Origin of the sequence: Thermocrinis sp. (genome assembly GCF_036781485.1) — a bacterium.
In the GTDB taxonomy this organism is placed as follows: domain Bacteria; phylum Aquificota; class Aquificia; order Aquificales; family Aquificaceae; genus Thermocrinis.
Genome location: NZ_DAIQAX010000006.1, coordinates 25,017 through 35,446, shown reverse-complemented (window position 1 = coordinate 35,446; position 10,430 = coordinate 25,017). Strand labels below are relative to the sequence as shown.

General features: G+C 40.8%; 12 protein-coding genes and 1 pseudogene. 11 read left to right on the top strand and 2 right to left on the bottom strand.

Annotated features, from left to right (window positions below):
* From V7P40_RS04625 to V7P40_RS04585, 9 genes and pseudogenes are all read left to right on the top strand, one after another.
* Nucleotides 1–327: pseudogene (locus tag V7P40_RS04625) on the top strand (acetate/propionate family kinase); the annotation flags it as partial.
* Between the two features lie 29 nt (nucleotides 328–356).
* On the top strand, nucleotides 357–605 hold the full coding sequence (locus tag V7P40_RS04620) for a hypothetical protein (protein WP_333784808.1): 249 nt from the start codon (nucleotides 357–359) through the stop codon (nucleotides 603–605).
* A complete protein-coding gene (gene hisC / locus V7P40_RS04615) occupies nucleotides 602–1,657 on the top strand; it encodes a histidinol-phosphate transaminase (RefSeq protein WP_333784807.1) in 1,056 nt (351 codons plus the stop codon). The genes V7P40_RS04620 and hisC overlap by 4 nt, the downstream gene beginning before the upstream one ends.
* Nucleotides 1,651–2,433: an exodeoxyribonuclease III gene (gene xth, locus V7P40_RS04610; RefSeq protein WP_333784806.1), complete on the top strand. Its 783-nt coding sequence runs from the start codon at nucleotides 1,651–1,653 to the stop codon at nucleotides 2,431–2,433. The genes hisC and xth overlap by 7 nt, the downstream gene beginning before the upstream one ends.
* A complete protein-coding gene (locus V7P40_RS04605) occupies nucleotides 2,430–2,852 on the top strand; it encodes an EamA family transporter (protein WP_333784805.1) in 423 nt (140 codons plus the stop codon). The genes xth and V7P40_RS04605 overlap by 4 nt, the downstream gene beginning before the upstream one ends.
* Nucleotides 2,849–4,162 (top strand): apolipoprotein N-acyltransferase, encoded by a 1,314-nt coding sequence (lnt, locus tag V7P40_RS04600; RefSeq protein ID WP_333784804.1) that lies wholly within the window; start codon nucleotides 2,849–2,851, stop codon nucleotides 4,160–4,162. The genes V7P40_RS04605 and lnt overlap by 4 nt, the downstream gene beginning before the upstream one ends.
* Nucleotides 4,163–4,182: 20 nt before the next feature.
* Nucleotides 4,183–5,646 carry a DNA polymerase III subunit gamma/tau gene (gene dnaX, locus V7P40_RS04595; protein WP_333784803.1) on the top strand — a complete coding sequence of 488 codons (1,464 nt, stop codon included), beginning with the start codon at nucleotides 4,183–4,185 and terminating at the stop codon, nucleotides 5,644–5,646.
* The gene (locus tag V7P40_RS04590) at nucleotides 5,612–5,866 is read left to right on the top strand and encodes a hypothetical protein (RefSeq protein WP_333784802.1); all 255 of its coding nucleotides are present in this window, start codon (nucleotides 5,612–5,614) and stop codon (nucleotides 5,864–5,866) included. Before dnaX ends, V7P40_RS04590 begins: the two co-directional genes overlap by 35 nt.
* The gene (locus tag V7P40_RS04585; protein WP_333784801.1) at nucleotides 5,844–7,001 is read left to right on the top strand and encodes an MFS transporter; all 1,158 of its coding nucleotides are present in this window, start codon (nucleotides 5,844–5,846) and stop codon (nucleotides 6,999–7,001) included. The genes V7P40_RS04590 and V7P40_RS04585 overlap by 23 nt, the downstream gene beginning before the upstream one ends.
* On the opposite strand, the gene V7P40_RS04580 is transcribed toward V7P40_RS04585, so the two are convergent.
* Nucleotides 6,983–7,870 carry an aspartate carbamoyltransferase catalytic subunit gene (locus V7P40_RS04580; protein ID WP_333784800.1) on the bottom strand — a complete coding sequence of 296 codons (888 nt, stop codon included), beginning with the start codon at nucleotides 7,868–7,870 and terminating at the stop codon, nucleotides 6,983–6,985. The two genes, V7P40_RS04585 and V7P40_RS04580, sit on opposite strands and share 19 nt — an antisense overlap.
* A gap of 45 nt (nucleotides 7,871–7,915) precedes the next feature.
* Here V7P40_RS04580 and V7P40_RS04575 point away from each other — a divergent pair, with 45 nt between their 5' ends.
* The gene (locus tag V7P40_RS04575) at nucleotides 7,916–8,926 is read left to right on the top strand and encodes a PhoH family protein (RefSeq protein ID WP_333784799.1); all 1,011 of its coding nucleotides are present in this window, start codon (nucleotides 7,916–7,918) and stop codon (nucleotides 8,924–8,926) included.
* A complete protein-coding gene (gene ybeY / locus V7P40_RS04570; protein ID WP_333784798.1) occupies nucleotides 8,862–9,305 on the top strand; it encodes an rRNA maturation RNase YbeY in 444 nt (147 codons plus the stop codon). The genes V7P40_RS04575 and ybeY overlap by 65 nt, the downstream gene beginning before the upstream one ends.
* Here ybeY and V7P40_RS04565 read toward each other — a convergent pair.
* Entirely contained in the window at nucleotides 9,272–10,366 is a 1,095-nt protein-coding gene (locus V7P40_RS04565) for an RNA ligase (RefSeq protein WP_333784797.1), read from the bottom strand. The genes ybeY and V7P40_RS04565 overlap by 34 nt on opposite strands.
* Between the last annotated feature and the right edge of the window lie 64 nt (nucleotides 10,367–10,430).

Sequence of the window (10,430 nt, the reverse complement as noted above, 5' to 3'; positions counted from 1 at the left end):
ACCGGTGGCAAAGAAATAAAAGACTTGGGGGAAGAAGATTTAGCTTTTAAACTTTACGTTTACCGAATTAAGAAATACATAGGTGCTTACTTTGCCATTCTTCCAAATTTGGAGTTGATAGTATTTTCTGGCGGTGTGGGTGAGAAAAATCCAAAAGTCAGAGAATCAGTATGTAAAGGATTGGAACACGTGGGTATAATCATAGACGAAGAAAAAAACAAAAGGGCTGTTTCTCCATCTTTTGTTGAAAAGGAAGTTAGCAAAGTAAAAATTTTAGTCTTAGAAACGGATGAAGAGCTTGAAATATTCCAAAAAGTGATAAAATAGAAAGTTAAACAATTATAAGGAGGTATAGAATGGCTAAAAAAGGGAGAAAAAAGGGCGGTCCGAGATACAGAAGGGTCTCTTTATCCTTACCTAAGCGATTATACTATGTTTTAAACGGCATTGCAATGGGAGACGAGAAAAAGTTGAATAGACTGATAAAGGGAATACTGGAGGATAAGCTCATGGAATCCACGGTGGCAGAGCTTGAGTTATACTTAGGAAGGGGTGAGGAGATGGAGGAAGAAGAGGAGGAAGTTCAAGAAGAGAAAAAAGAATGATCTCTAAAAGAATAAAAGAACTTTCTCCTTACAAAACGGAGACCACTCCTTGCAAAGTAAAACTATCCTCCAACGAGCTTCCTATAAGGTTTCCAGAGGATGTTAAAAGAAGGATAGGGGAGGTGGTCTCCTCCATATCCTTCAATCGCTATCCTGATCCGCAGGCCACCGAGCTAAAAGAGATAATAGCTTTTAGGTTCGGTGTATCTCCGGAAAACATAGTTTTGGGCAACGGCTCAGATGAGCTTATACAGTACCTCTCCATGTCCGTTGAGGAGTTTAACAGAGGTGTGATATATCCTATACCAACCTTTCCTATGTATGGTATATGCGCCAGCGTCTTGGGAAGGAAAAAGGTAGAAGTTCCCCTTCAGGAGGACTTTGATATAAACCTTGAGGAGTTTATTAGAAAGATAAGAGAGGAAGAGCCTGCTATAGCCTTCTTTTCTTATCCTAACAATCCCACAGGGAATAGCTTTAGCGAGGAAAAGATAAGAAAAATAAGAGAGGAGGGAGTTTTTACTGTGTTGGACGAGGCATACTATCATTTTTCAGGAAAGACCTTTCTTAAAGAGGCACTGAGCAAAGAGAATACAGTAGTTCTCAGAACCCTTTCAAAGATAGGGCTTGCGGGGCTTAGAGTAGGTGTGTTGATCGCAAAAGAGGAGATAGCAAGGGAGATAAACAAGGTAAGACTGCCTTTTAACATCACCTATCCCTCTCAGGCTATAGCCAAAGTTATGCTTGAGGAGTTTTACTTTTTGATCGAAGAGCATGTCAGTATGGTGGTTAGGGAAAGGGAGAGGGTTATGAAAGAGCTAAGCAAGCTGGAAGGCGTTAAGGTCTATCCTTCTGACGCTAACTTCTTTCTTTTTAGCACGCCTTATCCTGCAGACTTGGTCCATAAAGAGCTCATAAAAGAGGGAGTTTTGGTAAGGGATGTGTCCTACCTTCCCGGGCTAAAGGGTTGTATGAGGGTAAGCTTGGGCTTTCCTGAAGAGAACGACCTCTTTTTAGAGGCATTGGACAAGGTGCTAAAAAGTCTATGCTGATCAGAATAGCTACCTATAACGTAAATTCCATAAAGTCAAGGAAAGAGCTGGTATTTATGTGGCTTGAGAGGACTCCAATTGAAGTGCTTTGCTTTCAAGAAATAAAAACTGAAAATCACAATTTTCCTTCTTTGGACTTTGTTTCTCTTGGCTATAAGTGCTTTGTGCATGGGCAGAAGACTTACAACGGAGTAGCCATATGCTCCAAATTTGACCTAAAGGACACTTTCAAAGGTATAGATAATCCTAAATTTGACAGAGAAAGCAGAGTTATAGGCGGTAGGTTTGAGAATGTGTGGCTCATAAACGCTTACTTTCCTCATGGAGAAGAGAGAGGGAAAGAAAAGTTTTACTACAAGTTGGAGTTTTACCAAGCGTTTTATGAGTTTTTAGACAAGAACTTCAAACCTACGGATAAGATTATATTAGCTGGAGACATGAACGTAGCTTTAGAGGACATAGACGTGTATGATCCGGAGATTTTGAAAGACACCATAGGCACCATGCAGGAGGAAAGGCAGGCTCTGAGCAGGATATTAGATTGGGGCTTTGTGGATGCTTTTAGGTTTTTGTATCCAGACAAAGTTCAGTTTACCTGGTGGGACTACATAGGAGGGGCTGTTTGGAAAAACCAGGGCATGAGAATTGATTACGTGCTTATAACTAAGCCACTGCTTAAAAGCCTAAGGGATGTGTTTGTGGATACTTGGCCAAGAAGGAGAAAAGAACCCAAACCATCTGACCATGCACCTGTTATTGGAGTTTTTGAGCTGTGAGGGGTGTAATCTTTGCCATACTCGCCAGCTTGGTATGGGGCTTAGCTCCAGTCTTTTTCAAAATAGGTCTAAGGTCAGAGGTGAATAATCTCTTAGCTTTGATGGTGCATAACCTTTCTGCCTTTCTCCTGGCTTTTGTCCTGTACGTGCTGATTGATGGTTCCTTTCGCATAGGTCTTAGGGAGCTAACCTTTTTGGCTATGGGTGGGATCCTATCTGGCTTTTTAGGTCTTTTTTTCTTTTTTGAAGCGGTAAGACACGGTAATGTTTCCATAGTATCTCCCATAGCATCCACTTCACCTTTGTGGGGCGTTCTTTTTGCCTTCTTGATATTGGGAGAAGGGATAAGCTTTCAAAAACTACTTGGAGCCATACTTATCGTGTCTGGCATAGTTTTGCTAACTCTCTCAAGATCATGAAAAACCTTCCGTTAGCCTTACTGGCTGGAGTTTTTCTTTACCTTCCCTTTTCCAAACTAAACCTGTGGTTCTTGATCTTCCCAGCTATCTTTCTGTTTTTCAAAAACCGATCTGTGCTCTTTTGGACCATCGGAGGCTACGCCTTTGTTTTTTTATCCCTCAGATGTGCCAACATATCCAGCATAGAATTTGGAGGTTTAAACCCTGCTTTGTCTTATTCCATATTCTCTGTTTTTGCCTTTGTCTTTGCCATACTTCAGTTTTCTATACCAGCTTTTGTTTCTAAGGTTTTTCTTAAGAACCATCCGCTTGCCCATGGGCTTATATACACTGTTGTTGAGTGGATAAGGTCCCACTTTCCCTTTGGGGGCTTTCCGTGGCTACTTTTAGGGGAAGTGATCTCCCAAGTGCCGATCTTTAAGTACTCACTGTACTTTATTAGTATCCCCACTTACACCTTTCTTTGCTGGCTTTTTGTCCATTTGATACTTCAAAAAAGGTTCCTTTTAGCTTCTTTGAAGGTAGCCTTACTGCTCCTTTTGAGCCTTATATCTTACAGGATAGAACCAAATACCTTGGAGGGGGTGAGGTTAGCTCTTGTTCAAACTGCAGTGCCCCAAGAAGATAAGCTAAGCAGAGAAGCCTTTAGCAAACACTCGGAGCAGATAATAAAAATGATAGAAAAGTCTATAGAAAAAAAACCAGACCTGATAATCCTTCCAGAGTCTGCCTTTCATTTTTTCTTTTCCGAAGAGGAAACAGAAACTCTATACAGGCTTAGCCTTCAGGCTCCCATACTGGTAGGTCTGATAGACATAAGAGAAAACCTAAGACCTTACAACTCTGCTTATCTTTTCGCTGAAGGAAAACTGGTTGATTACTACGACAAGGTAAAACTGATGCCCATAGGGGAATTTATACCAAAGCCCTTTGAATTCTTAAAGGACATTTTCCAATCCATAGGGGGTATTGATTACAACCCAGGGCAAAGGGTAAAAATTATAAAGTATAAAGAGTTCAACATTGCAGTTCCAATATGTTTTGAAATAGCCCACTACAGCTTTATGGAAAAATTGGCCAAGGATGCTAACATAATCGTGGTGATTACAAACGACGGATGGTTCAAGGATAGCGACTGCACCTTTCAGCATTTTAGGTATGCCCAGTGGGCAGCTTTAAGGTTTAAAAAGTTCGTAGTGTGGGTAAATAACTCGGGAGATACTGCGGTTATTGATCCCTACGGAAGAGTGGTTGAAAGGCTGGGATACATGGAAAGGAGAGTACTTTTTACCACCCTAAAACTTCGGTAGGCTTATAATCTAAATTAACCATGTATGTGCCTTTTGCGAGGAAGTATAGACCAAAGAAGTTTTCTGAATTGGTGGGACAGGATGTTGCCAGCAAAGTTTTACTGAATGCTGTAAGGCTCAACAAAGTGGCCCACGCTTACATTTTTGCCGGTCCAAGAGGAACCGGGAAAACCACCACCGCAAGGATTTTAACAAGGGCTATAAACTGTCTTAAACCAGTAGATGGAGAGCCTTGTGGAGAGTGTGAAAATTGCGTAGCCATAGAAAGAGGAGCTTTTCCAGATCTTATAGAGATTGACGCCGCCTCCAACAGAGGAATAGACGATATAAGGAACCTTAGAGATGCGGTTTCTTATACTCCCATAAAAGGCAAGTATAAGGTGTATATACTGGACGAGGCCCATATGCTAACTAAAGAGGCTTTCAACGCTCTTTTAAAAACCCTTGAAGAACCCCCACCAAGAACTCTGTTTATTCTTTGCACCACAGAATACGAAAAAATAATTCCCACTATCCTTTCCCGTTGCCAGCGCATAATCTTCAGCAAGCTAAAGGAAGAGGACATAGTTAATTATCTAAAGTTTATATGCGAGAAGGAAAATCTACAATGTGAAGAGAGGGCCCTTTTTACAATAGCTCGCGTAAGCGACGGGGGGATGAGAGATGCAGTATCCTTGCTTGATCAAGCTGCCACCTTTGGGGAGGGAAAGGTAAATGAACAAATCATTGAAGAATTCTTGGGCATTCTCTCCCAGGAAAAGGTTAGAGAATTTATAAAACTCCTGCTTTCTGGAGATACAGACAATGCGTTAGGATTTTTGAGAGACATAAGGGACAAGGGCTATAACCTGTCCATATTCTGGGACTCTGTAGAAGAGGAGGTTAGAGATCTAATACTCTATAAAAGTTTGAAAGAGCCAGAAAAGGTGATGCAAGTGGAACCTTTTCACAGAGAAACACCTATCAGCTTAAACGCTCTGTTGTATCTGGAAAAATTAATAAACACAGCACGGATAGAATCCAGAACGATGGACCTTTTCAGAGCATGCGAGATAGCAATCATAAGAAGTTCAATAATAAAAAATATTCTACCCATAGAAGAGCTTATCAGAGTACTAAGAGAGGGGGAAAAGATTGCAGATAAGCCTCAGGAAGTGCAAATAGCTCAGGAAACACAAACAGAAAGTCAAAAGGAAACTCTTTGGCAAATACTTCAAAACAACTTAAAAAAGATAGATTTTGAAATGCTAAGAAGATTGCCTTGGGAAGAGAAGGAAGGAAAGATATTCATAAAAGTGGGTAAAAAAGAGATTAAAAGCTTGGAGATTGATAAGTTGAAGGCTAAATTTCCTTTCCTTGAGTTTTTAGTAGAAGAGGAGGAGAAAAAGGAAGAGCTGCCTGAAAGTGTAAAAACCATAAAGACCCTTTTCAATGCCAAGATAATCAGCTATGAAAGAGATAAAGGCAAGGATAATCCTTCTTAGGGTCCCTGTATCAAAAATAGGTCTATTCACGGCGTTGATGGACGGCTCTGGCAGGAATGCTATAGTTAGGACAAGGGAGAAAAAGGGGGATCATGTTTATCTTATTGCCACTCCTCACACTTATGAGAGAACCTTAGAAGTTTTGGAGAACATAAAAAAACATCTGCCGGAGCTGGAAGTTTTGGGGGAGGTAGAAAGTGAAGAGCTGGACATTGGATAGATCTTACAGGTTCATATTTTTGATGGGTCTGGTTAGCCTATTTTCCGACTTTACCTACGAAGGTGGAAGAAGTATCCTTGGTCCATACTTAGCCGTGCTTTCTGCCTCTCCCCTTTTGATAGGATTCTTTTCAGGGTTTGCAGAATTTACCGGATATGTTATGCGATTAGTTTCTGGTTATCTCTCGGATATCTTGGGAAAACCTTGGCTGTTCATCTATATTGGATATACGCTCAACCTCCTCTCCGTACCTGCCATGGCCTTGGCTCCAAGCTGGCACTACGTAGGAGCTTTGATGGTTTTAGAAAGGATTGGAAAAGCGCTTAGAACACCATCAAGGGATGCGGTGCTTTCTCAAGCCACAGGAAGGGTAGGACACGGAAAGGGCTTTGGGTTGCACGAGTTCATAGACCAGTTGGGCGCGCTGACGGGTCCCCTATTTGTAGCGAGCATCTTATACCTAACAGACAGCTACAGGCTTGCCTTTATAAGCCTTAGCACAACTGCTTTGTTGGCACTTATTACGCTGGCGCTTTCAAAAAGATATCACGTAGGGGAAGAGAGTATCAGAAATTTAGCTGATGTTGAAGAGGATTTTAAACCAGGATTTATCCAATACCTTCTCTTCTCTTTCCTCTTAGGGGTTTCCTTTGTTCCTTTTAGCTTAGTTGCTTACCACGCAAAAATTGAACTGGAATTTCAGGACTGGGAAATTCCGCTCATGTTTGGTTTGGCTATGTTGGTAGACGGTGTGTTTGCCCTTCTTTTTGGCTACCTCTTTGACCGACTTGGCTTTAAGGCTCTGACCTTAGGTGTGCTCTTTACACTCACCTATCCTTACTTTGTGTTTTCAGAAAGCAGGGGACTTTTTATACTTGGCATCCTACTCTGGGGTGCCCAACTGGGTATGCAGGAATCCATCGTGCGGTCCGCTGTAGCTAAACTCTCTCCCCTGTCAAGCAGAGGAAAGGCTTATGGACTCTTTCACTTCTTTTTCGGTATTTCTGTTTTCCTTGGTGGCACACTTTTTGGCTATTTTTACCAGACCAAGCCTGAGCTTTTAATACTTTTTTCCATAACAGCCCAGCTTTTTTCTCTTGTGTTTTTGATAAGAGTTCAACCTACCAAAAGGTAATAAACAACCGCCTTTCGCACGTATAACCCATTCTGAACTTGCTTTAAAACTAGAGATTTATCACCGTAAACTAGCTCCCCATCAATGTCCACATAAACATTTACAGGTCCAGGATGCATAAAGTATCCCTTAAGCTTTCTGTATCTTTCCTTAGTTAAACCGAACTGTAAAAAGTAAGCTTCCTTTGAGCTTATGTAATTTTCTTTAAATCGCTCTTCCTGTAATCTCAGATAAACCACTAAATCCGCCCATTCTATACCCTCATCCACAGAGTCAAAAACCCTTACCTCCCCAAAGGGTGAAAGATCGGAAGGAATAAGTGTGGCAGGCCCACAAACGCCCAATTGAGCTCCAAACATTCTAAAAAGCTCTCCAGAGGACCTAAATACCCTACTGTGAAGTATATCTCCTACAAAGAGGATTTTTAAGTTCTCCAGAGAAGGATAGTGTTCCATAGCGGTAAATAAGTCTATAAGACCTTGCGTTGGATGTTGGTGTGTTCCGTCTCCAGCGTTTATAAGACTTATATTTTCAACAAGATAGGACTCATAAGGATATAGCACAAAGGGAACTCTGAATACCACAAGCCTAAAACCCAAAGCGGAAAAGTTTTTTATAGTATCCCCAAAGCTTTCGCCTTTTTCCATTGAAGATTCTCCCCTTCCAATGTAGTAGGTTTCCATGCCTAAATTCCTAAGGGCTATCTCAAAAGAAAGTCTGGTGCGAGTTGAGCTCTCTAAGAACAACAAAGCGGACCTTCCGTCCAATTTCTCTTTTCTGCCTCTTTTGAATTCGTTGAAAAGACTCTGAAGATACTTTATTTCTTCTACCCTCAGATCTTTGACTGTTATTAGGTGTTTCACTTGCATTTTCCTTTAAGACTTTTTATATTTTAAAGCATAGCTAAGCGTAGTATGGAAAAAGTAGAAGAGATACTGGACTTGGGCAGTTTTGACGAGAAGTTCTATGCTATAGTAGGAAGGGGGGACGAAAACCTAAAACTTTTCTCTCAACTTTTTGGAGTAAAGGTCTTAGCCAGAGGCACGGAGATTTTAGTGAGGGGAGAAGGGGAAAAGGTTATTAAATTCAGCAACTTTATAAGAGAAATCATGAAAGAGTTTGCTAAAGGTCCTCTCAGCAGTGCAGAGGTAAGGGATAGAGCAAAAGCCTTTGTAAAAGGCTCTTCAGAGAGCATAACTACGGATTCAGAAGAGGTTATACTCGTTACCCACAGGAAAAAAGCTATAGTCCCAAAGACAGAAAATCAAAAAAGGTATGTTAAAGCCATCAGAGAAAATGACGTAGTCTTTGGAATAGGTCCAGCAGGCACTGGAAAGACCTATCTGGCAATGGCAATGGCGTTGGCGCACCTGAAGGAGAACAAAGTAAATAAGATAATACTAACCAGACCAGCAGTAGAGGCAGGGGAGAAGTTAGGTTATCTGCCTGGCACCATAGCGGAAAAGGTAGATCCTTACCTGAGACCTTTGTATGACGCCCTATACGATATGGTGGACTACGACAAAGCTGTATACATGCTGGAGAGAAACATCATAGAGATTGCTCCCTTAGCTTTTATGAGAGGGCGAACCCTCAACGATGCCTTTATTATCTTGGATGAGGCCCAAAACTCCACAAGAGACCAGATGAAGATGTTTTTGACCCGAATTGGATTCGGTTCAAAGGTGGTGATTACTGGAGATATAACCCAGATAGACCTACCAAAAAAAGAAGAATCTGGATTGATTGAAGCTGTGAAGGTGCTTCAAAACATTGAGGGAATTAATTTTGTAAAGTTCGGTCAGGAGGACGTGGTAAGACACCCAGTGGTTGCAAGGATAATAAGGGCTTACGAAGATTATGAAAAAAAACAGAGTGTTGGTAAAGAAAAAAGTAAGAGGTCTAAAAGCCAATTATCTGAGTAGCTTAGCCCACAAAATACTGGATGCAGTAGGTTTAGAAAGGACAGAGCTTAGCATACTTATAACTTCGGACGAAGAGATAAAAGAGTTAAACAAGCTATACAGGAATAAGGATAGGCCCACAGATGTGCTATCCTTCCCTATGGGAGAAGAGATAGGAGGATGGAAGCTGTTAGGTGATGTGGTTATATCCATTGATACCGCAAGGGCCCAAGCCAAAGAACTGGGCATAAGCCTTGAGGAAGAAGTAAAAAGGCTTTTAATACACGGTATCGTTCATTTGCTTGGATATGACCACGAGCTAGGCGAGGAAGAGGAGAGAAGATTTAAGGATATGGAAGAGTATATTCAATCAAAAATAGAGCCACCTGTCAGTAGATGACCGAGAAGTCCTGTCATGTTCAAGTAAACTCTATCAAACTCTAAGATCCAAAAGTCTCCTTCTTTTTTTAAACTCCGCTCAATGACCTGTATATGGGAGGAGGCGTGTTTTATGTTTTCAATAAAAAGAAGGGCATTTTCCCTGGTCTTAAACCTACACCTAAAGGTTCTGTAAACTTTATTTTCCCTCTTGTATAGCTCAACAGCCTTTAAAAGGCCTTCTAAGAAGGCTTTACCCACACTCAAAAAAAGCTCTTGATCTGCACTTATGTCTTCCTCCTCCATAAATAGAGCTAGTCTGAGTAGCCTGTTGGTAAAGTAATCTGGAGGTAAGCCCAGAAGGTTAATAGATGTTATCTCTATGTCTTTCAGGCTTGAATATAAGGTTACATACTTTACCCTTTTGTTCCTTTCGGAATCCTCCTTAAAAACCACACCTTCTCTTCCCTCATCATTTAAACGTTTTAGCAGTTTTTTAATATCTTCCACATCATCCGGTGTAAATCGTCCAAATCTTTCAACAGATGGAAGTTTGTATTTTTCTATAAGCCTCTCTTTCTCCAAGTAAGGGAGAAACTCCCTAGAGTTCTTTTTCATTATGTCAAACACGAAAATTTTTATATCTTCTGTAATGTAAGGTGGATGTTCATCCACATATGGGTTTTCCGGACCAGCTACTTCTGCACACAGTATTAGGTCAGGATTGTCTTCAAAAAACTTTGGGTTTATAAATTCCAATACCCTCTCTGTAGTAAAAGGACATACGTACCCCCCCCTGCTAAGAGCCAAAATCTGGCCTTCCAACAAAAATATCCTTGTATTGTATCCATCTACCTTTTCTTCAACGTAAAAAGCTTGGCTAAACTGTTCTCTAATTCCTGTAGAAAGTTGGAATATTCTACCTATATGAGGATATCCCCAAATTACGTTAGATTTGAATATGGCTGTGCCTCTGGGTATATCATGGAAATCGTCTGTAAATCTTAAATATTCCAAACCTTTGTAGTTTTCACTTTTTACTTTGTTTTTCTTCAGCGCTTCCCTGATAATTTCTGGACGCATTTGCTGTATCATTATTATAAAAAGACTTTCCTGGAACTGTTCTAAAAATCCTGCACTTTATTAA

Bases quoted from the DNA above. Each gene is read 5' to 3' on its own strand.
- hisC (WP_333784807.1), top strand. From the start codon at position 602: ATGATCTCTAAAAGAATAAAAGAACTTTCTCCTTACAAAACGGAGACC.
- V7P40_RS04620 (WP_333784808.1), top strand. From the start codon at position 357: ATGGCTAAAAAAGGGAGAAAAAAGGGCGGTCCGAGATACAGAAGGGTC.
- V7P40_RS04565 (WP_333784797.1), bottom strand. From the start codon at position 10,366: ATGCGTCCAGAAATTATCAGGGAAGCGCTGAAGAAAAACAAAGTAAAA.
- lnt (WP_333784804.1), top strand. From the start codon at position 2,849: ATGAAAAACCTTCCGTTAGCCTTACTGGCTGGAGTTTTTCTTTACCTT.
- xth (WP_333784806.1), top strand. From the start codon at position 1,651: ATGCTGATCAGAATAGCTACCTATAACGTAAATTCCATAAAGTCAAGG.
- V7P40_RS04580 (WP_333784800.1), bottom strand. From the start codon at position 7,870: ATGCAAGTGAAACACCTAATAACAGTCAAAGATCTGAGGGTAGAAGAA.
- V7P40_RS04575 (WP_333784799.1), top strand. From the start codon at position 7,916: ATGGAAAAAGTAGAAGAGATACTGGACTTGGGCAGTTTTGACGAGAAG.
- V7P40_RS04590 (WP_333784802.1), top strand. From the start codon at position 5,612: ATGAAAGAGATAAAGGCAAGGATAATCCTTCTTAGGGTCCCTGTATCA.
- ybeY (WP_333784798.1), top strand. From the start codon at position 8,862: ATGAAAAAAAACAGAGTGTTGGTAAAGAAAAAAGTAAGAGGTCTAAAA.
- dnaX (WP_333784803.1), top strand. From the start codon at position 4,183: ATGTATGTGCCTTTTGCGAGGAAGTATAGACCAAAGAAGTTTTCTGAA.